Genomic DNA, 19,605 nt, shown 5'->3' with positions numbered 1-19,605 from the left:
GTCGTTCGGGGTGCATGGTGGGGATGCCGGTCGTCGGGTCAGTCCACTATCACCATCTCGCGGGTCGTGTCATTGAGGCGGCGGCCCCCCTCCCCGGTCACCGTGACAATGTCCTCGATGCGCACCCCGAAGCGTCCGGGCAGGTAGATGCCGGGCTCGACGGAGAAGCACATGCCGGGCACGAGGGGCTGTTCCTCTCCCTCGATCATGTACGGCGGCTCGTGCGTGGTGACACCGATGCCGTGGCCGGTGCGGTGGATGAAGTACTCGCCGTATCCGGCCTCCGTGATGACCGCGCGGGCGGCCCGGTCGACCTCCTGGCAGGCGACACCGGGGCGCACGGCCCGGAATCCTGCTTCCTGGGCCTCGCGCACGATGTCGTGCACCCGGCGCTCCTCGTCGGTGGGCTCGCCGACGTGGACGGTGCGGGTGGTGTCGGAGCCGTAGCCGTCCTTGAGGCCGCCGAAGTCGAGGACGACCATGTCACCGCGCCGGATGACGCGGTTGCCCATCTCGTGGTGCGGATTGGCGCCGTTGGGACCCGAACCGACGATGGTGAAGTCGACCTGGGAGTGCCCGAACCGCCGCAGCAGGTCGGCGAGGTCGGCACCGACCTGGGACTCACGGCGGCCCTCGAAGGGAAGCTTCCGGATCTCCTCGAAGGTCGCGTCGGCGGCCGCGCCCGCGGCGGCGAGGAGTTCCAGTTCGGCCGCGTCCTTCACGGCACGCAGCATCGGCAGCGCCTCGGTGAGGGAGGCGTACGAGGTTCCGGGCAGGGTCTTCTGCAGCCCCAGCAGGTGCATGGCCCAGGCGTTGTCACTGATGCCGAACCGGCCGCTGCCGTCGAGGAGGGCGGCGGTGACGGCGTAGGGATCCTTGCCGTCGGTCCAGTCGCGCACGGCCAGGGCGGGCGCGCCGGTCGCCTTCAGGGCGTCCGGGGCCTCCAGCGTGGGGACGACCAGGACCGGTTCGTGACCGGGGGTGAGAACGAGCAGGGTGAGCCGTTCGGTCGCGGCGGGCGGCGCATAGCCGGTCAGCCACACCATGTCGGGCCCCGGCGCCACCAGCAGCCCGGCCAGGCCGGCGTCGGAGGCCGCCTGCGCGGCGCGCTGCATCCGGGCCCTGTAGTCGTCGGCGGTGAAGGGCGCGAGCGTGCTGCCGGTCATCCGTGCCTCCGTATGCGGATGAAAGAACCGTGAAGGGCGGTGTGGGACGGTGTGGGGCTACGGGCAGCATCCTGCCCGGACGGGTCGGGTCGCGCGAGCCGGTCGGCGGGGCTTCTGGATCAGGACCGCCGCCCACGGCGTCGGCTGCGCGGCACCCGGCGCCGCCTGGCCGGGGCACGGCACCGGGTCCGAGGTCGGTGGGGCAGCGGGGCAGCGGGGCAGCGGGGCAGCGGGGCAGCGGGGCAGCGGGGCAGCGACGAGGATGCGCGGCATGGGCCCATCCTGGTCGGTCCGGCGGATGTACGACCAGCACTTTTCCGAAGCCCACCCAAGGGACGCCACTCGAACAACCGTCTTATGCCTAATGGCTCAGATCACAGGAGCCATTGGCATCGGCCGGTCCCGGAGTGACCTGGTGCTTGACGATCAGCGACGCCTCACGAGCCACTTCCGTGTCGTCACGTCACGACACCCGGGACGACGCCCAACTGCCGGTAACCGCCACTGCCGTGGCGCAGGGTCAGGACCACCGCACGTCCCGGGCGCGCTCGGGCGACCGCCCGCGCGAGATCCGCCGCCGAGTCGATACGGGTCCGGCCGAACGCCAGGAGCACGTCACCCCGGACCAGGCCCGCCGTGTAGCCGGGACCGGGAACGTGGACGCCGACGACCAGCGCCCCGGGCTTGTCGTAGTCCGCCACCTCGATCCCGAGCGTCATGCGCACGGGCGCCGGACTGGGGCTCGCCGTGGTCGCCGGAGCCCCGGTCCGGGCCGGCCCGGACCGGGGCTCCGGCGACATCCCCGGCCGACCCGTCTGGCGCTGCAACTCGGCCAGTTTGCTCATTCCGATCAGCGTGGCCCCCACAGTGCCGAGGCCGACCCCGGACAGGACCAGTACCGCGCCGATGAACAAGCCCAGCAGCAGAGTGGTGAGCCGACGGCCGCGCCGGCGCGCGGCATGCGGGTGCCGGGCAGAGCCGCGCGATCCGGCGCCGGTCTTCTGCCCCGGCATCGGCTTGGCACGCAACGCAGACTGTTCCATCGATCGCCTCCGGCTGGTGACTACCCGGCGCACCGGCACGGCACGAGCCACGAACGAGTGAGACTGACCGGTGCGCGTCTCAGCCGACGGACAGGCACCGACGGTCAAGGCCCTCAGCCCACGGGCAGCACAGGCGCTCCGCGACGCCGACCGGCGCCGGCGGACAGCAGCACGGACGTTCCGTAATCCCGGCCGGCGGGCAGCGGCGTGGGCGGCCGGTCGGGGAGGAACCCGTGGGCGCGGCGGGCCAGCCACTCGGCCTTGTAGCGGTCGACCGACTGGTGCCAGTGCAGGATCCCGGCCAACCAGTTCTGCAGGTCGGTCACGTAACCCTGCAAGGCCTCCCGCGCCTCCTCGGAGAGCTGGAAGTCGTCGTGGACGACGGGCAGTTCATGAGCGACGACGTGCTCGAACTGCCGCATGCGCTGGGTCATCAGGTCGTGGACGACGGCGAGCGCGGCCGGGTAGTCGATGCCGAAGAAGTTCTGCACGACGAGGACGGCGTTGTGGATCTCACCCTCGTACTCGATCTCCTTCTGGTACGAGAAGACGTCGTTGAGGAGGCAGGCGTAGTCGACGGCCGCGTTCTCCAGGGAGCGGACCGGTCCGCTGCGGTAGACCTCCGGCGGGATCTGCGGGCCGTGGCCCATCCGGCACAGGCTCAGGGTGAGGTCGGAGCCGAAGGTCGCGCGCCGCATCTCCAGGTAGTCGACCGGGTCCGGGATGCGGTTCTGGAACTGGTTGGACAGCTCCCACACCCAGCTCCCCGTCATCGTGTCGATCGTCTGCTTCAGGGCACGTCGTTGGTCGGGCGTCATCTGTGCCGTGGTCCGCGCCCACAGGTCGGCCAGTCCCCGCTCCATGGCGTTGACGGGAACGGGCGCCTGCTCCCCCTCGACGGGCATGCAGGCCGACAGGCGCGCGGTGGTCAGCCTCGCGGCGGCCAGGTCGCGTCGACGGCCGAAGACGAGCGGGTAGTAGTCGTCGCCGTAGGTGCCCCAGGCGAGCCATTGCGCGCTCAGGTCGAGCGCGTCGGGCGTCGCGTCCGGATCGAGGCCCGCCGAGCACAGCGCCAGGTCGTATGCGGCGAGCTTGTCCTCGTCCCACACGCCCTCTTCGAGGATGCCGACGCGGTGGCTCCAGTCGACGAGCCGGCCTCGGGCGCCGTCCAGGTGCGGGCTGAGCTCCAGCTGGAAGGGCATGTGGAAGTCGGGGAGCAGCGACCGCCCGACCTTCTGGTACGGCACGTGCGTGTAGGCGCGCAGCCGCTCGGCTCCGGCCGCCGCGAGCAGGTCGCCGACATCGACGGCCGAGGTGCCGCGCGCGGAGGGGCGCTCCCAGGAACTCGTGGGCCGGGCCCGTTCGTTCATGTACCGGCTGGAGCGCATGTGCCACTCGTGGCCGCCGGACTGCCAGTCCTGCAGTCCCTTGGTGTACGCGGCGACCGCCGCGACCTCGTCCGGGGTGAGGCTTTTCTCCAGGGCCAGCGCGGGCACTTCGGTCAGCGCGGTGTGCTCGAACTGGTGGAGGCGTGAGGTGAGAACGTCGTTGACGGTGTCGGCGGCCTCCTGGGTGGTGCAGCCGAAGAAGGTCTCCAGGACCAGCACGCCGTTGCTGAGCTCCCCCTCCTCCTCGACCTCCCGCTGGTAGGAGAACAGGTCGTTGCGCAGGTGCACGCCGTCGGAGAACGTCTCCATCAGCACCCTGAGCGGCCTGGACCCCGCGGCGGACGCGGGCACTTCGGCGGTCGCGTACTCCACGAGCCCGGCGGACCAGGGCGCGCCGCCGACCTTGCGGCGCATCTCGATGTACTCGACGGGGTTGGCGATCCGCCCCTCGTTGATGTTGGACAGCTCCCACAGGGACTCGTTGAGTAGATGCTCGGTGGCCAGGGCGAACCGCTGCCGCCAGTCGGCCGACATGGCCGGCACCGTGCGCGCCCACAGGTCCGCGAGGCCCGCCTCCACCGGGTTCTGCGGGTCCGGCACGGATGCCGACAGGTCCAGCGGCATGAACAGGGGCAGACGGTCCAGGTAGGCCTTGCCGCCGACGCGGTCCTGGCTGCGTTTGAAGGTCTCCAGGAAGTGGTCGTCGAAGAAGAACACCCACACGTACCAGTCGGTGATGAGGGAGAGCGCGGGTCCGTCGCAGTCGGGGTGGGTGTAGGCGCAGAGCAGTCCGTAGTCGTGCGCGTCGAGGTCGGCCTGCTCCCAGATCCCGGAGCCCTCCAGCATTCCCATCTCGCGCGCCCACTCGGTGCAGTGGGTGCGTGCCTCGTCGACGTGTGGGTTCAGCCGCGCGGGATGCGGCAGGTAGAAGTGCGGGAGTTCGAAGGGCTGCTGCGTCATGGCCGGGCCCTACCCGTGGGTCTTCCGGGACATCCGCCGCCCCGGATCTGATCACACCATCGCGTGAATTCGCAGAAGTCGGCGACGGGTGACGTGACTTGCGGCATCGACGACCTGCGGCATCAGTGACGCGCGACGTCAGACGTGAGACGGGAGACGTCAGACGTCAGACGGTCGTGCACTCGGTGCGGGACCGCGCATCGCGCTCTTGCCGAGCCCCGGTCTCCGGGTCACGGTGGTCGCATGACCTCCTTCGTGCTGCCCCACGAGCTGCACGGCGACGGCGCCCACAAGGTGTTCGCCGTGCACGGCTGGTTCGCCGACCGGTCCGCGTACGCGGCCGTCCTGCCGGACCTCGACCGCGAGTCGTTCACCTACGCGCTGGTGGATCTGCGCGGGTACGGGCAGGCCCAGGACGCCGAGGGCACGTACACGACCGCCGAGGCGGCCCAGGACCTCGTGGACCTGGCCGCCCGGCTCGGCTGGGACCGGTTCTCGGTGGTGGGGCACTCGATGGGCGCCGCGGTCGCCCAGCGGCTGCTCGTCCTCGCCCCGCACCGGCTGCGGCGGCTCGTCGGGGTGTCCCCGGTGCCCGCCTCGGGGCCGGCCCTGCCGTCCGAGCAGCGGGAGCTGTTCGAGCAGGCGGCGCACAAGCCGGAGAACCGGCGCGTGATCATCGACGTCACCACCGGTGGGCAGCGGCCCGCCGCCTGGCTGGACCGCATGGTGGCCCGCTCGCTGGAGCGGAGTGACGACAGGGCGTTCCGCGCTTGGTTCGACTCGTGGGCCGGTGAGGACTTCCACGACCGGGTCGAGGGATCCGGCACTCCCGCGCTCGCCGTGACCGGGGCGCTCGACCCGGCGATGTCCGTCGAGTTGCTGCGACGGACGTGGATGGCCTGGTATCCGCGCGCCGAGCTGCGGGAGCTGCCCTCGGCCGGGCACTACCCCATGGACGAGACCCCGTTGGAGCTGGTCCGGGTGGTGGAGGACTTCTTGCGGGCCGACCGGGACGGTGGGGGCGAGAAGGCGTGACGGTGCGTGGGACCCCGCCCGTTCCTGACGTGTTCGATCCTCGGCAGTACGCCGTCGCGGTGCCGTACGCCGCCTACCGCGTGCTGCGCGACCATCACCCGGTCGCCCGGCAGGACGAGCCCGAGGTGCTGGGCTGGCCGGCCGGGCCCGGGTTCTGGGCGGTGACACGGCACGCGGACGTGGTGCGCGTCCTGCGGGACTCGGCCACGTACTCGTCGTCTCTCGGCGCCACCCAGATCCGGGACCCGGACCCGGACGACCTGCCGTTCATCCGCCGCATGATGCTCAATCAGGACCCGCCCCGGCACGCACGGCTGCGGCGCCTGGTCAGCCGGGCGTTCACGCCGGGCCGTATCGAGCGGTTCGCGGCGGTCGCCGCCGGGCGTGCACGGGCACTGTTCGCAGGGGCCCTCGACACGGCCCGCGCGGGGGACGGCACCGTCGACCTCGTCACCGCCGTCACCGACGACTACGCCCTGCTGAACCTCGCGGATCTGCTCGGGGTGCCGGAGCGGGACCGGGGGCTGCTGCTGCACTGGACGCAGCGGGTCATCGGCTACCAGGACCCGGACGAGGCGGGCGCCCCGGTACTGGACGCGGCGGGCAGGCCGGTCAATCCGCGCTCACCGGCGATGCTGCGGGACATGTTCGACTACGCACGGCATCTGGCCGCGTACAAGCGGCGCCATCCGGCCGACGACGTGATGACCGCCCTGGCGCTCCCCCGTGTTCCCGGCTCCGCTCGAACCGGGGGCACCCCCGCCACCGAACTGGCCGACGCAGAACTGGAGATGTTCTTCTTCCTGCTCACGGTCGCGGGCAACGACACCGTGCGCAGCGCTGCCCCCGGGGGCCTGCTGATCCTGGCCGAGCACCCGGATACCTACGCGCTGCTGCGCGCGGGCAGGGCGGAACTGTCCACGGCCGTCGACGAGTTGCTGCGCCTGCATCCGCCCGTCCTCACCTTCCGCCGTACGGCCGCTCAGGACACCGAGCTGGCCGGCCGCCGGATCCGGGCCGGTGACAAGGTGGTCGTCTTCCACGCCTCGGCCAACCGCGACGAGCGGGTCTTCGCCGCTCCGGACGCCTTCCACCCCGGGCGTACGCCGAATCCGCACGTGTCCTTCGGGGACGGCCCGCACGTCTGTCCGGGCGCCCACTTCGCCCGGCTGCAGCTGCGGCTGCTGTACCGGGAGGCGCTGCGGGTGCTGCCCTCGCCTCCGACGACCGCCGCGCCTGCCCGGCGGCTCGTCTCGAACTTCATCAACGGGTTGAAGTCCCTGCCGGTGCGGGTGGCATGAGACCCCCCCGGCCCACCGGCCCTCCCCGGACGGCCGACCCGTCGCCCCTTTCCGGACGGACGGCTCGCCGGCCCTCCCCGGACGTCACCGCGCGACCTGGATCAGCGCATGTGTGCCGCTGGTGCGCCAGTGCCCGTCCTCGGCCGCGTCGAGCGCGGCCTCGGTGCGCGCGTCGAGTCCGGTGACCACGTCGGACTTCAGGGTGCGCAGGGCGGCGACCGGGCCGGGGAAGTACGCGGTGACGTCCGCGAAGGGGCTGGTCGGGGGCCACAGACGGTCGCCGACCAGGCGCCGGTAGTTGAGGTCGCCCTTCAGCACGGTCAGTGTGGCCGCGGCGAACTCCCCGCGGAGATCGTCCGGCATGTCGGCATACGGCAGCGGGGCGCAGGAGAAGGGGTGGGTCCGCACCGTCAGGCGGCCGTCGGTCATCGCCGCCCACAGCCGGTGCCCGTACGAGGCGGCCGCGCCCGGTGCGGTCCGCAGCCGGCGCACGGCGTCGACGACGTCGGCGGTGGTCGCGTCGGAGACGTAGTACGGGTACGGCTTGACGTGCAGGACAGCGCGCTCGACGTGCCCGTGGGCGAGGAGATGGGCGACGAGGAGGAGGTCGGGGACCAGTTCACGGCCGGCGTTGTCGGCGACCAGGCAGAGCGTTCCCGTGCCGGAGGGCGGCAGCAGCGACCAGAACGCGTCGCTGTCGTCGGCGATCAGGCCGGGTGCGGCCCGCGCGGCCTCGGCGCCGGCCGCCGACAGGCGGAAGCCGAGGTCGGCACGGTTGCCCCAGAGCGAGCCGTGCAGCAGGGCCCGCGCCCGTTCCTCGGCGGGCCGGTCCTCCAGGGCGTCGAGCGCGGCGAGTTCCTCGGCGGTCTCCGGGGCGTCGAGTTCGGCGAGCTTGGACGGGCGGAAGGGGTCGATGCCCTGCCAGGGGCCGGGCGTGAAGTGGCCGACCGCGTGGAGGAGCCGGCGGTAGAAGTAGCTTTCCGACCACAGCCACGGCACCTCGAACCAGGACCGGCCCGCGTACCGGGCAAGCCCCCAGTCCTGCCAGCGGTCCCGGTCGTGCGCGTCGGCGGGGAGGGGCTCGATCACACCCTCGGTGCAGTTCCTCAGCAGCGCGTCGAGGGCGTGGAGCTGTTCGGGGCCGTACGGGACGGCGTCCCGGACCTGCCGGATGATCGCCGGGTGCCGTTCGGCCAGCACACTGTGCGGGAACGAACCGGGCTCGTCGGCGAGGAGCACCGGGGCGGACGGGGTCTCGGGCATACGCCTCACCGTAGCGCGCGGATCACACGCCTCCGATCTCCCGCTCCAGTTGCGAGGCCAGGGTCAGATAGCGCGGGCGCCTGTGCACCGGTACCAGACCGCGGATCAGCAGGTGCCACATCTCGGCCGTCCGGCGCGGCAGCCGTGCCACCGGTTCCAGCGGCCGGCCCGCGATCCGGGTGCCGACGAAGAAGCAGACGAGGGAGTGGGCGACGGCCTGCACGTCGGCCTCGGCATGGACGTCGGACTCCCTGACCGCGCCGTGGAGTTTGCGGGTGGCGATCTCCAGCCACTCGGTGAAGGGGTGCCGCAGCGGCGCCCGCACCTCCACTCCCCCGGTCGCAAGGCGCAGGCCCGCCCTGGTGATCGGGCCCTCGACGGCCAGGCGGGTCAGCGCGAAGGTGATGCGGATCAGCGCTTCCAGCGAGGAGTAGCCACGCCCGTCCACCTCGATCGTGACCCGGCGCGAGGCCTGGGACTGCAGCTCCATGATGGCGTGCGCCAGGTCCTCCTTGGCCGCGAAGTGGAAGTACAGGGCACCCTTGGTGACCCGTGCGTGCTCGACGATGTCGCTGAGGCTGGTGCGTTCGTAGCCGTGCCGGTCGAACAGGTCGGCGGCGGCCGTGATGATCGTCGCGCGAGTCTGCTCGGCGCGTAACTGCCTCGGCATCGACTGACTCTCCCGGGGCTGTAAAAGAACGGGGCATGCCGTTTGTTTTCTTGCTGCCGGTATACGATAGCTCACGAGGGCACCGCGTCCACCAGACACTCGAAGACGGCCGACTCGCCCTGGACTCCCAGGATGCGTATGCGCCCGCCGGTCCCGGGTTCTGTCTGGATCCAGGTGGGACAGTCCAGTTCGGCGTACCTGTGGAAGGTGGCCTGGAAGGAGGCCGGCGGCCGCCGGGAGGACCCCGAGAGGCAGGCGGCCTGGCGGGCGGCCTCCAGCAGAAGCATGCCGGGGACATGGTCGAGCGGATGATCGAAGAAAACGGGATGCGCGGTATCGACTCGGAGTTGCCAGCGGTTGCCGCGCGGGGTGGGGGCGAGGACGACGTCGTCGGGCAGCGCCCGGTGGACGGCGGTGGGCGGCAGCCCCGGCGGTACCGGCAACGCGGTCACCGACGCGGGTGTGCGTCCGCCGCGCAGCCTGCGGTAGGCGGACTCGCCGACGCTGGTGTAGAGCAGGTGCGCGTGGGCGACGTGCTCGCCGTCCCGGGTCACGTCGGCCTCGAAGCGCAGGGTCGTCGAGCGTCGCCGGGCGACCGGGGAAAACCTTATGTCCAGGACGGTTTCGGCGGGTACGGGCCCGACGGCCAGCTGCTCGGGGTGCGTGGAGATGCGCAGTTCCTGGAGCACGAACTGGTGGCCGAGCGGCACGTCGTACTCGGTGTGGGCGAGCAACGCCCCGCACTGGCGGACGGTTTCGGTGACGAGAAGCGGCTCGTAGGCCGACCGGTCGGGCGACACGTGTAACTGGTGGGCTCGCGGCCACTGCGCGAAAACTGCGAACCGGTCGTCCCCGATTCTCGTCCAACCGGTGAGGAAGGTCTCGGCGAGCGCCGCGCGGTGCACGAGCTGGCGGGGAACGGTGGCCGTCAGGTTGCCCGCGGTCGTCGGATTCGTCGTTGTCGCCGGTATCCCGGCGAGCTGCCGCAGTTGAGGCATGTCTCTCCCTGGTCCCCCGGCGGCCATCGCAGACGGCGAGGTGCTTGTGCCGGTGAGCGCTAGAGTACGAGGCGACCGGTTTGTTTTCAATGAGATCGGGTGGACCGGACCCGGGCACGACTGCCCGGGGCACGGGTGGGGAGCCGGCCGATTCGGCGCAGTGGAGGGGTTCTCATGGCGAAGCAGGAACGCGCCATCAGGACGCGCAGGGCGATCCTGGAAGCGGCGGGCGCGGTGTTCGACGAGCACGGCTACACGTCCACCACCATCTCCATGGTGCTGGAGCGGGCCGATGTCACCAAAGGCGCGCTGTACTTCCACTTCCCGTCCAAGGAGTCTCTCGCCCAGGCGGTGCTGGACGAGCAGGTGCCTCTCGGCGCGGTCCCCTCCCAGCCGTGCAAGCTGCAGGAGATCGTCGACATCACCTTCGCGTTCGGGCAGCGGTTGCTCGGCAACGCCCTGCTCAGAGGCAGTGTCCGGCTGACCGTTGACCAGTGCGCGCCGCCGGGCGTCGATCACACGGGGCCCTTCCGGCAGTGGGCCGAGCACCTGATGGAGCTGATGGAACAGGCCCGCCGGCAGGGCGAGTTGCTGCCCACGGTCGAGCCGCGCGACACGGTGGAGCTGCTCGTGGGCGGGTTCGCGGGCATCCAGCTGATGTCGCGGGCGCTGACCAACCGCGGCGACCTCGGGCACCGGATCTCCGTATTCTGGGGCCACATACTGCCGAGCATCGCGGTGCCCGGCCTGCTCACCGGTCTGGACACCCGGCCCGACCGGGGTGCCCGCGTCCTGGCCGCCCTCGACCCCGGGAGTGCCGAGTAGTGATCCTGCTGACCGGAGCGACCGGTACCGTCGGCGGACTGGTGGCGCGGCGGCTGTCCGGCGTCACGCCCGTACGGCTGCTGACCCGAGACCCCGGGCGGCTGACCGCCGGTACCCGGGTCGAGGTGGTGGGCGCCGACTTCGGCGACCCGCGGAGCCTGGAGCGAGCCCTGACCGGCGTGCGGTCGGCCCTGCTGGTCACCACGGATCCGCTCACCCACGCCCATGACGAGCACTTCCTGGCGGCGGCGCGGCGGGCCGGTGTGCGCCATGTGGTGAAGCTGTCCGCCCTCGCGGTGGCCGACCCCGAGGCCACCGACCTCATCACCACCTGGCAGCGCGGCAACGAACAACTCCTGTGCGAAAGCGGCCTGCTGTGGACGGTGCTGCGGCCGCGCGCCTTCATGTCGAACACCCTCGGGTGGGCCCGCTCGGTCCGGGAGGACGGTGTGGTCCGCGCACCCGACGCGAGCTCGGCGAACGCGACGATCGATCCGCGGGACATCGCCGAGGTCGCGGCGGCCGCGCTGTGCGACCCGGACGGCCACGCGGGCCGGACTCATCCGCTCACCGGTCCGCAGGCGATCAGCGCGGCCGAACAGACGGCGGTCCTCGCGTCGCTGCTGCAACGGCCGGTGCGGTTCGTCGAGTTGACGCCCGACGAGGCACACCGCGCGTTGCGCGCCCGCTATCCGGCGCAGCTGGCCGACGCCCTCATGGAGAGCGCGGCCCGCGGGCGGTCGGGCGCCAAGACCCGAGTCGACCCGACGACCGCGGAGCTGCTCGGCCGCCCCGCGCGGACCTATCGGCAGTGGGCGGCCGACCACCTGGACGCGTTCGGGGGCTGATCGGCGGTCGTCGGGTCCAGGGGGCACCACGCCCGTTCCCACCGCTCTCCCCGAACCCCGTTGAACGCATCGCGCCCCGTTCTCGTACTGCTCGGAGAAGAGCCCCAACCCGCGCGCCTGCCGAGGAGACGTCTCGGATGACTCGGATGACCGCACCCCTCAGGGTCACAGGTGCCGCGATCGCGGCCTCGACTCTGATCACGTTGTGGGCGGCGGCACCCGCCCGGGCGCACGGAGCGCCGACGGACCCGGTCAGCCGGGTGGTGGCCTGCTCGCCCGACGGGGGCAGCCGTGCCCGGACGGCGGCGTGCCGTGCGGCGGTCGCCGCGAACGGCGCCCCCTTCACCGCCTGGGACAACCTGCGGGTCCCCGATGTGAACGGCAGGGACCGCGAGGTGATCCCGGACGGGAAGCTGTGCAGCGGGGGCCTGCCGGCCTACAGAGGCCTCGACCTCGCCCGCTCCGACTGGCCGTCGACGCGGCTCTCGCCGGGCGGGAAGTTCACCATGACGTACGCCTCGACGATCCCGCACGAGGGCACGTTCAAGCTCTACCTGACCAAGCCCGGCTACGACCCGAAGAAGCCGCTGACCTGGTCAGATTTTCCGGCGCAACCCTTCGCCGAGGCGACGGACCCGGCGCTCACGGCCGGCGCGTACCACATCCGGGCCACGCTTCCGGCCGACCGGACCGGCCCTCACGTACTGCTCACGATCTGGCAGAACACGAGCACGCCGGACACGTACTACTCGTGCTCCGACGTGGTGCTGGCGAAGGGCGCGAGCGCCGCTGACGGCGCGTCGGCGGGACGGGCGAGCGGCGGCCGGGCGCCGAAGCAGGAGACCGGTACGGGCGCCGCTCCCTCGCACGACGAGCAGGCGGCCACGCCCTCGCGGGGGGCCGCGGAGCCGACCGGGACCGCTTCGCGGGCGGGAAGCAACGCCCCCGACAGCAGCCCCGTGGCTTCGGCGACCGACGCCCACTCCGGTCCCTCTGCACCCCTGCTGGCGGGCGGCGCCGCCGCGGTGCTGGTGCTCATCGGCGGCGCCGCCCTGGCCGTACGCCTGCGCCGACGCTGAACGCGCCCGCAGGGCGGATCAGTTGACGTGGACGGCGGCTCCCCCGTCGGTCACCGGGGCGTACTTGGCGGTGAAGTAGCCGCTGCCGAAGCACAGCGACGAGCCGGACACCTTGGTGAACTGCTGGTTGGTGAAGGTGATGCTGCTGTCGGTGTTGTCGGCCTTCCCGGTCAGGCCGGGGGCCTGGTAGACGCACGTGATGCTGCCCAGCAGGGTGCGCAGCTTGACCGTGGTCTGGATGGTCGAGCCGGCGGCGGGGGTCACGGTGAGGGAGCCGTCGGAGGCGACGGTGGTCGTGTACGGAAGATGGTCGACGGTGATGGCGGTGACGCCGAGCACTCCGGTGACGTTGCTGGTGCAACTGCTGCTGTCGAAGGTGTGCGCACTCACCGCCTCGGTCGCCGTGCCGGGTGCGGCGGGGTTGTCGGTGACGGTGGCGGTGAACGTGGACGAGGTGCAGGAGACGCCGCTCGTGCCGGTCGCGCTGGAGTACAGCGTGGCGGTGGTGCCGCTCGCCAGGGGCGCGGTGAGGACGTCGCCGACCGCGACGGGCGTGCCGCCGGTGCCGCCGGTGGTGAGTACCGCACCGTCGGCCGCGCAGGCGGAGCCGGCCGCGAGGGGGGAGAGCGCGGCGACGGCGGCGGCGAGGGCGATCAGGGGACGCGTACGCATGGGGGTACCTCGTTTCCGAAGTGGGGGGCTGGGGAGCAGACGGCGCCGAAGGGCGCGTCCGCCGTCGCCGCCCGTCACGCCTTCTCCGTACATGACGGACCGGCGACGGCAGCGGCCTGTGTCCGGCCGAAGGCCCGGGGGGAGGACCCCCGGCCGGGCCGGGGCTTGGTGCGATGGGGTGCCGGATTCGCATGGGGCGCCGTGAACGAGCGTGCGCTGGAAGGGGATTCCGGGCGGGAAGGACCATGGCCGGGTCGCGAAGTGGATCCGGCGCCACGGATCCGGGGGAACCAGGCAGAGTTGTAGACCTCCGGGTCCCTCAACGTCAAGGCGTCGCAAGGAAGTTGGGGCCTCAGCCGGCATGTTGCGGGGACGCGGGGACGGCGGGGGACGGTGACGTGACCCGGCGCGCGAGCCGTAGTGCCGGGGTTCGGCACCACAGGTCGAACACAATCAACACCTTTCTGGCACAGGCTTCTTGACCCTCGGCTGTAACCCCCGGTAACTTCCTCGGCGGCTACCGCGGCGTAACGAGAAAGCCCTTGCACCCGCCGGGAGTGCGACCGGCGTACGCCGTGGCCGCTGTCCGCGCCAGGACAACGGGCCGCTGAACCCCGACCCGCATTCACTGTGCCCATGGGAGCAGACATGGCCTCGTCCCCGGACCTCACGCCGTCCGCCGGCAACACCCCCGACCACCCGGAAAGCGATTCCGTCACCGACGTGGCCGAAGGGCACGGGACCTCCGACGGCGCGGGCCGGGGCGGCCGGGTCCGGCTGCGCCGCGCCGCAGTGATGGCGGTACCCGCCACGCTGGTCGCCGCGGGGCTGGCGGTCCTCACCGCTCAGGGCGCGCTGGGGGTGCAGTTCGCGATCTCCGGCATGCCCTTCACGGTCACCGCGACCGAGCTGAACGGCACCGGCTTCGAGCAGTTCGGCAACCTGGACAACATGGCCGACGGCAGTCCCAACGCGGGTGACACCGGCGGGCAGGTGCTGGTCGTGACCTCCGCGATCAAGAACGCGACACTGACCAAGCTGTGCCAGAGCGTGGACCTCGGCGGCACGAATCTGCTCATCACCGCGGGAAGCGGCGCCGAGAAGGTGACCGCGAGCGACCTGACCACCGACTCCACCGAGCTCACGGGTGACGCCGCGTTCAACCACATCGAGATCGGCAACGACGCGAGCACGCTGACCAAGGCCGGGGTGCAAGGCTCCAAGGGCGTATTCAGCCAGCAGGCGGACACGGTCCGCATCGGCAACCTGCGGCAGACCAACTACGCCACCACGGCAGGCGTGTTCAAGCTGCCCGGCCTGAAGCTCCGTTTCAGCGACTCGGGGTGCTGAGGTGGTGGCGGACGCCGTGAGACCGCGGGCGGGGACACCGGGCGGCGAGCCGCGCACCGGCCCGGGACCGGCTTTCCGTCGCTGGCGGGCCCGTCGTCCGTTCTGGGGCGGGCTGCTGCTCACGCTGGGCGGGGCGGAGATCCTGCTCACCGAGAAGGCGTCGCTGAAGGTCGTCCTGCACATCGGCATGCAGGGCCTGGCCGGCTATCTGCTGCCCGTGCTGATGGTGCTGTGCGGTCTGCTGACCCTCTTCAACCCGGCGCAGCGGCTCTTCTACTCCCTCACCGGCATCCTGCTCTCCCTGGGTACCTGGCTCACCTCGAACCTGGGCGGCTTCTTCCTCGGTCTGCTGCTCGGGGCCACCGGAAGCTGCCTCACGTTCGGCTGGCTGCCGGACCAGGAGCCCCGGCGCGGACGCCGGGGCATGGTCAGGGCACATGCCGCCGACGAGAGCGGGGGCCTGAACGAGGAATTCACGGAAACCCAGGCACCCGAGGCATCCGAGGAATCAGAGGATTCAGAGGCCTGAGGCCGCGGTCAGTGGGCGGTGGCCGACGGCGGCCGTCACCTGCGCCGCTCGTGCCGCTTCACGGTTGCCGAGAGCGCGAGCGCGTACAGGCCGAGCACGGCTCCCAGCAGCAGGTAGTACGGCACCGGCAGCGCCGTCATGCCGAGCGGCGCGCCCAGTGGACTGACCGGCAGCAGCAGCCCGACGGCGCAGAGGACGGCCGCGGCCCGGCCGACCGGCCCGGACGCCCACCGTCCGGCGGCACCGCAGCCTCCGCCGACGGCTCCCGGGTCGGTCGCCCCGGACCGTCCGCCACGCCATGGGCCGCGTCGGCCGGTGCGCAAAAGGATCATCACCAGGGCCTGGGTCAGCAGGTTCTCGGTGAACCAGGCCGAGTGGAAGACAGCCTCGTCGTTCAGGGCGTCCGGACCCCGCAGCGCGACCGCCAGAACGGCGAACGTGGCGAGGTCGGCGACCGCGTTGAGCGCGCCGAAGCCCGTGATGAACCGCAGGAAGGCGCGGGGCCGCAGCACGGTAGGACGGCGCAGCGACCCGGTACCGGGATGGTCGCGGGCGAAGGCCGACTGGGCCGCGTCGAAGCAGAGGTTCTGCACGAGCACCTGCGCCGGGAGCATCGGCAGGAAGGGCAGCAGCAGACCGGCGGCGAGCATCGCGATGACGTTGCCGAGATTGGAGGAGAGCGTGACGCGCAGGTACGAGGCGATGTTGCCGCTCGCATGCCGGCCGGCCGCGACGGCGTGGCCGATCGCTGTGAGGTCCTTCTCTGCGAGCACGACGTCGGCGCTCTCCCGGGCCACGTCACAGGCGGCCCGCGGGGCGATGCCGACGTCGGCCGCGCGGAGGGCGGGCACGTCGTTGACCCCGTCGCCGAGGAAGCCGACGGTGTGCCCGGCGGCCCGCAGGGCGGCGACCACGCGCGCCTTGTCCTGTGGGGTGCAGCGGGCGAGGACGGTGGCGCGGTGGGCGGCTGCGGCGAGGTCCCTCCCGGCGGTTGCCTCACGGCCGCGGCCGCCGGCGCCCGCGGTCTCCCCCTCGCCGTCGTCACCGGCGTTCCCCGCGGTGTCCCAGGTGCCCGCGGTGCACACCTCCCCCACGTCCAGTCCGAGGTCGCGGCAGGCCCGTGCCGCGGTGCCCGGGTGGTCGCCGGTGAGGACCTTGACGGTGACGCCGGCATCGGTCAGCTCGCGCAGGGCCTCGGCGGCGGTCGGTGCGAGGGCGTCCCGGAAGCCGATCAGGCCCCGGAAGGTCAGGCCGCGTTCGTCGGCCGGGGTGTAGTCGCCCGCGCGGGCGGGGCGTTCGGCCGTGGCGAGGGCCAGCAGGCGCAGCCCGCCGTCCGCCTCGCGCGCGGCGAACGACCTGAGCCGCTCCCGCTCGGCGTGCTGGAGCACGCAGCGCTCCAGCACGTCCTCCACGGCGCCCCTGACCAGGACCACATGCGTGCCGAGCGGGCCGCGCACCACGGCGGTGGCGAGCCGGCGTACCGGGTCGAAGGGCACGGCCGCCACCCCGTCGTACTCCTCGCCGGCGTCCGCGGCGGCCGCCAGGAGCGCCTCGTCGAGCGCGTCGGGTGCGGGCAGTTCGGCGAGCTGAAGGGACCACCAGGCGCCGACGGCGGCCCAGCGCAGCACCTCCGGGTCGTCCCGGCCGTCCGCGTCGAGCGACCGTTCGACGACGGGCCGGTCCTGGGTGAGCGTGCCGGTCTTGTCGACGCACAGCACGTCGATGGCGCCCAGGTCGTGCAGGGCGGGCAGCCGCTTGACGATGACGCCGTGCGCCCGGGCGAGGAGGCGGGCGCCGCGGCCCAGACAGGCGGTGACGATCACGGGGAGCATCTCGGGCGTGAGGCCGACGGCCACCGCCACGGCGAAGGGCAGCGTCTCCAGACCGCGCCCGCGCAGGGCCCCGTTCGCCATCAGCACCAGCGGCGGGGTGAGCAGCATGAACCGGATCAGCACCCAGGAGATGCCGTGCACGGACCGGTCGAAGGCGCTGGGACCGGCCCGGTCCCCGCCGTCCGGTGTGCCGTGGGCGGCGGCGAACCGCGTGCGCGGCCCCGTCTGCACGACGACCGCGGTGGCGGTGCCCGAGACGACGCTGCTGCCCTGGAAGCACAGGTGCGGCTGGGCGAACGGCCCGTGTTCGCGTCGGCCGGGGACCTCGACGGCCGCCTTGGCGACCGGGGCCGACTCGCCGGTGAGCGCGGCCTGGTGCACGGTCAGCCCACGCGCGCGCAGCAGCCGTACGTCCGCCGGGACGAGGTCGCCCGGCCCGAGCCGAACCACGTCACCCGGCACCAGTTCGGCTACCGGGATCTCGCGGACCCGCGGCAGGTCCTCGCCCTCCGCGCGCCGCAGCACCGCCGCAGTGCCGGCGACCAGCTCGCGCAGCGCGGCCGTGGACCGGTCGGCCCGGTACTCGCCGCTCGCGCGGAGCACGCAGCTGACCACGACGAGGGAGAGGATCACCGAGGCGGTGCCCCAGGACGCGACGAGCGCCGAGACCAGGCCGAGGCAGAGCAGTACGGCGGTGAACGGGTCCCGCAGACCGCGCACGAACAGGCGGGGCCAGGACGCCGTACGGAGCTCGGGGACCGTGTTCTCGCCGACCGCCGCCAGCCGAGTGTGCGCCTCGGTGTCGGTCAGCCCGCGCGGGCCGCTGTCGAGCCCGCGCAGCACCTGCAGGGGCGTGCCGTCGGGGACGGACGGGCGGACCGGCGCGAGCTCAGAGGCCACGGAGGCGGCGCTCCGGGGCCTCGGTCCCGGCGGTACGGTCGGTGAGCCGGGAGACCGTGAGCCGTACCACGTCGACCACGTCGGGGTCGTCGACGAAGTAGACCTGACGGCGGCCCTCCCGGCGGGAGCGGACGAGACCGGCGAGCTTCAGCTTGGTCAGGTGCTGGCTGACCGCGGGCAGCGCGCCGCCGACCCGCTCGGCGAGCCCGGTGACGTCGCTCTCGCCCTGGGCCAGGGTCCACACGATGTGCAGCCGCGCGGGCGAGGCCAGCAGCCCGAAGGCCGCGGCCGCCTCCGCGAGCACATCGGCGTGCGGGTCCTCGAAGCCTCTGCCGGCTGCCGCCACCGTGGTCGCCCTCCTGTTTCCTGTTCGCTCCCGAGCCCGGCCGCCGTTCGCGCACGGCCGTACGGGCCGGACCAGTCTAGGGGGTGTCGTTCGGATCACCCCGGGGCGCGACGCCTGGCCCGGCACCTCGCCGCGTTGTCGCATCGCCCGAGTACGCCCGGTACGCGGGTCATGCTCCGCCTTGCGATGCACCGCACCATGCGCCGCGGCCTGATCCGCGCTGATCCGAACGACACCCCCCCGGCCCGCTGCGGGCGGGCGGACGGCTGCGCAACCTGTCCGCGCTCGAACAGGCCGCGCCGCAGGTGTGCCGCGGGGCAGAGCCCGGCGACTTCGGACGGCGGCCCCGGTGGCCGGGGTGCCCGGGATGATGGGTGCATGCTCGACGACCTCGACCGCGCCCTGATCCACGCGCTGCACATCGACCCCCGTGCGCCGTTCAGCCGGATCGCCGGTGTGCTGGGCGTGTCGGCCCAGACGGTGGCCCGGCGCTACCGGCGGCTGCGCACCGAGGCGTCGTTGCGGGTGGTGGGGCTGACCGATCCCGACCGGGCGGGCCGCGCCCAGTGGCTCGTCCGGCTGACGGCGGCGGCGAGCGCGGCGCAGGACATCGCCCGGGCCCTCGTTCGCCGGTCCGACACCTCCTGGGTCAAGCTCGCCTCGGGCGGCACCGAGATCGTCGCGGTCGTCCACGCCGCCACCGACTCCGCCGCGGCCAACTCCCTGCTGCTGCGGGACATTCCACGCACCGGTGGCGTCACCGCGGTGTCCGCGCATCTGCTCCTGCACACCTACCTGGGCGGGCCGACGAACTGGCGGCGCAGCGCCGAGGCCCTCGACGCGGCCCAGCAGAGCGCCCTGTTGGAGCGGGCCGCGGCCGACGCCGCGCACACTCCGCGCCAACCGGGCCCGCAGGACGCCGCGTTGCTGGCCGCGCTGGAGCGGGACGGGCGGGCCGACCAGGGAGAGCTCGCCCGGGCGACCGGCTGGTCCCCGGTCACCGTGGCACGCCGGCTGGCCGGGCTGCGGGCGGGCGGTGCGCTCTTCTTCGACGTGGAGGTCGACGCGGCGCTGTTCGGTGTCACCACCCGGGCGCTGCTGTGGATGTCGGTGCGTCCGGCCCACCTGGAGCCGGTGGCGAAGGCCCTGGCCGGCCACGACGAGCTGGCCTTCGTCGCCGCGACCACCGGCCCCACCAACCTGGTCGCGCAGGCCCTGTGCCGGGACCCCGCCGACCTGCACCGCTACCTCACCCGCAGGCTGGGCTCGCTGGCGGCGATACGTTCCCTGGAGACCAGCCCGGTGCTGCGCAACCTCAAGGCGGCGAGCCCCGTTCTGACGGACCTCGCCCGGGCCGGACGCCCCGGCGCAGGCTCGAAGGCGCCCGCCCACCGCTGACG

17 protein-coding genes are annotated in these 19,605 nt (G+C 72.8%); 8 read left to right on the top strand and 9 right to left on the bottom strand.

Going from position 1 to position 19,605, the window contains the following annotated elements:
- Positions 1-38 precede the first annotated feature (38 nt).
- The 3 genes from AB0A61_RS32660 to cyc2 all read right to left on the bottom strand — a co-directional run bounded on the left by AB0A61_RS32660 (position 39) and on the right by cyc2 (position 4,557).
- Positions 39-1,166 carry an aminopeptidase P family protein gene (locus AB0A61_RS32660; protein ID WP_361300424.1) on the bottom strand — a complete coding sequence of 376 codons (1,128 nt, stop codon included), beginning with the start codon at positions 1,164-1,166 and terminating at the stop codon, positions 39-41.
- Positions 1,167-1,624: 458 nt separating this feature from the next.
- Positions 1,625-2,209 carry a PDZ domain-containing protein gene (locus AB0A61_RS32655; RefSeq protein ID WP_361300421.1) on the bottom strand — a complete coding sequence of 195 codons (585 nt, stop codon included), beginning with the start codon at positions 2,207-2,209 and terminating at the stop codon, positions 1,625-1,627.
- Positions 2,210-2,322: 113 nt separating this feature from the next.
- Positions 2,323-4,557 (bottom strand): germacradienol/geosmin synthase Cyc2, encoded by a 2,235-nt coding sequence (gene cyc2 / locus AB0A61_RS32650; protein WP_361300418.1) that lies wholly within the window; start codon positions 4,555-4,557, stop codon positions 2,323-2,325.
- Positions 4,558-4,800: 243 nt separating this feature from the next.
- Here cyc2 and AB0A61_RS32645 point away from each other — a divergent pair, with 243 nt between their 5' ends.
- On the top strand, positions 4,801-5,592 hold the full coding sequence (locus AB0A61_RS32645; RefSeq protein ID WP_361300415.1) for an alpha/beta hydrolase: 792 nt from the start codon (positions 4,801-4,803) through the stop codon (positions 5,590-5,592).
- On the top strand, positions 5,589-6,893 hold the full coding sequence (locus tag AB0A61_RS32640; RefSeq protein WP_361300412.1) for a cytochrome P450: 1,305 nt from the start codon (positions 5,589-5,591) through the stop codon (positions 6,891-6,893). Before AB0A61_RS32645 ends, AB0A61_RS32640 begins: the two co-directional genes overlap by 4 nt.
- 84 nt (positions 6,894-6,977) lie before the next feature.
- Here the strand turns inward: AB0A61_RS32640 and AB0A61_RS32635 are convergent, their stop codons facing one another.
- The 3 genes from AB0A61_RS32635 to AB0A61_RS32625 form a co-directional block, all read right to left on the bottom strand.
- On the bottom strand, positions 6,978-8,156 hold the full coding sequence (locus tag AB0A61_RS32635; protein ID WP_361300409.1) for a damage-control phosphatase ARMT1 family protein: 1,179 nt from the start codon (positions 8,154-8,156) through the stop codon (positions 6,978-6,980).
- A gap of 22 nt (positions 8,157-8,178) precedes the next feature.
- Positions 8,179-8,826 carry a ScbR family autoregulator-binding transcription factor gene (locus AB0A61_RS32630; RefSeq protein ID WP_361300406.1) on the bottom strand — a complete coding sequence of 216 codons (648 nt, stop codon included), beginning with the start codon at positions 8,824-8,826 and terminating at the stop codon, positions 8,179-8,181.
- Positions 8,827-8,897: 71 nt separating this feature from the next.
- Positions 8,898-9,824, bottom strand: coding sequence for a ScbA/BarX family gamma-butyrolactone biosynthesis protein (locus AB0A61_RS32625; RefSeq protein ID WP_361300403.1), 927 nt, complete (start codon positions 9,822-9,824; stop codon positions 8,898-8,900).
- 174 nt (positions 9,825-9,998) lie between these two features.
- On the opposite strand from AB0A61_RS32625, the gene AB0A61_RS32620 reads away from it, so the two are divergent.
- The 3 genes from AB0A61_RS32620 (at position 9,999) to AB0A61_RS32610 (ending at position 12,576) form a co-directional block, all read left to right on the top strand.
- Entirely contained in the window at positions 9,999-10,649 is a 651-nt protein-coding gene (locus AB0A61_RS32620; RefSeq protein WP_361300400.1) for a ScbR family autoregulator-binding transcription factor, read from the top strand.
- Positions 10,649-11,497: an NAD(P)H-binding protein gene (locus AB0A61_RS32615; protein ID WP_361300397.1), complete on the top strand. Its 849-nt coding sequence runs from the start codon at positions 10,649-10,651 to the stop codon at positions 11,495-11,497. The genes AB0A61_RS32620 and AB0A61_RS32615 overlap by 1 nt, the downstream gene beginning before the upstream one ends.
- Positions 11,498-11,634: 137 nt before the next feature.
- Complete coding sequence (locus AB0A61_RS32610; protein ID WP_361300394.1) at positions 11,635-12,576, top strand: lytic polysaccharide monooxygenase; 942 nt, start codon at positions 11,635-11,637, stop codon at positions 12,574-12,576.
- An 18-nt stretch (positions 12,577-12,594) separates the two neighbouring features.
- Here AB0A61_RS32610 and AB0A61_RS32605 read toward each other — a convergent pair whose 3' ends face one another.
- Entirely contained in the window at positions 12,595-13,248 is a 654-nt protein-coding gene (locus AB0A61_RS32605; protein WP_361300391.1) for a Tat pathway signal sequence domain protein, read from the bottom strand.
- A 648-nt stretch (positions 13,249-13,896) separates the two neighbouring features.
- Between AB0A61_RS32605 and AB0A61_RS32600 the strand changes: the two genes are divergently transcribed.
- Both AB0A61_RS32600 and AB0A61_RS32595 read left to right on the top strand, forming a co-directional pair.
- On the top strand, positions 13,897-14,598 hold the full coding sequence (locus AB0A61_RS32600; RefSeq protein WP_361300526.1) for a DUF6230 family protein: 702 nt from the start codon (positions 13,897-13,899) through the stop codon (positions 14,596-14,598).
- A 16-nt stretch (positions 14,599-14,614) separates the two neighbouring features.
- Positions 14,615-15,127: a DUF6114 domain-containing protein gene (locus AB0A61_RS32595; RefSeq protein ID WP_361300523.1), complete on the top strand. Its 513-nt coding sequence runs from the start codon at positions 14,615-14,617 to the stop codon at positions 15,125-15,127.
- A gap of 35 nt (positions 15,128-15,162) precedes the next feature.
- Here AB0A61_RS32595 and mgtA read toward each other — a convergent pair whose 3' ends face one another.
- A complete protein-coding gene (mgtA, locus tag AB0A61_RS32590; RefSeq protein ID WP_361300388.1) occupies positions 15,163-17,859 on the bottom strand; it encodes a magnesium-translocating P-type ATPase in 2,697 nt (898 codons plus the stop codon).
- On the bottom strand, positions 17,849-18,205 hold the full coding sequence (locus tag AB0A61_RS32585) for a metalloregulator ArsR/SmtB family transcription factor (protein WP_361300385.1): 357 nt from the start codon (positions 18,203-18,205) through the stop codon (positions 17,849-17,851). The genes mgtA and AB0A61_RS32585 overlap by 11 nt, the downstream gene beginning before the upstream one ends.
- Positions 18,206-18,583: 378 nt before the next feature.
- On the opposite strand from AB0A61_RS32585, the gene AB0A61_RS32580 reads away from it, so the two are divergent.
- A complete protein-coding gene (locus tag AB0A61_RS32580) occupies positions 18,584-19,603 on the top strand; it encodes an Lrp/AsnC family transcriptional regulator (RefSeq protein WP_361300382.1) in 1,020 nt (339 codons plus the stop codon).
- Positions 19,604-19,605 lie beyond the last annotated feature (2 nt).

The sequence above is a fragment of the Streptomyces sp. NPDC046197 genome (assembly GCF_040646295.1).
Lineage (GTDB): Bacteria > Actinomycetota > Actinomycetes > Streptomycetales > Streptomycetaceae > Streptomyces.
The sequence above is the reverse complement of the archived record's forward strand: the minus strand, read 5'-3'. Positions and strand labels throughout refer to the sequence as shown.

Coding starts and splice junctions, on each gene's coding strand:
- AB0A61_RS32620 (WP_361300400.1), top strand. CDS start 9,999: ATGGCGAAGCAGGAACGCGCCATCAGGACGCGCAGGGCGATCCTGGAA.
- cyc2 (WP_361300418.1), bottom strand. CDS start 4,557: ATGACGCAGCAGCCCTTCGAACTCCCGCACTTCTACCTGCCGCATCCC.
- AB0A61_RS32630 (WP_361300406.1), bottom strand. CDS start 8,826: ATGCCGAGGCAGTTACGCGCCGAGCAGACTCGCGCGACGATCATCACG.
- AB0A61_RS32645 (WP_361300415.1), top strand. CDS start 4,801: ATGACCTCCTTCGTGCTGCCCCACGAGCTGCACGGCGACGGCGCCCAC.
- AB0A61_RS32660 (WP_361300424.1), bottom strand. CDS start 1,166: ATGACCGGCAGCACGCTCGCGCCCTTCACCGCCGACGACTACAGGGCC.
- AB0A61_RS32610 (WP_361300394.1), top strand. CDS start 11,635: ATGACTCGGATGACCGCACCCCTCAGGGTCACAGGTGCCGCGATCGCG.
- AB0A61_RS32600 (WP_361300526.1), top strand. CDS start 13,897: ATGGCCTCGTCCCCGGACCTCACGCCGTCCGCCGGCAACACCCCCGAC.
- AB0A61_RS32655 (WP_361300421.1), bottom strand. CDS start 2,209: ATGGAACAGTCTGCGTTGCGTGCCAAGCCGATGCCGGGGCAGAAGACC.
- AB0A61_RS32625 (WP_361300403.1), bottom strand. CDS start 9,824: ATGCCTCAACTGCGGCAGCTCGCCGGGATACCGGCGACAACGACGAAT.
- AB0A61_RS32635 (WP_361300409.1), bottom strand. CDS start 8,156: ATGCCCGAGACCCCGTCCGCCCCGGTGCTCCTCGCCGACGAGCCCGGT.
- AB0A61_RS32605 (WP_361300391.1), bottom strand. CDS start 13,248: ATGCGTACGCGTCCCCTGATCGCCCTCGCCGCCGCCGTCGCCGCGCTC.
- AB0A61_RS32580 (WP_361300382.1), top strand. CDS start 18,584: ATGCTCGACGACCTCGACCGCGCCCTGATCCACGCGCTGCACATCGAC.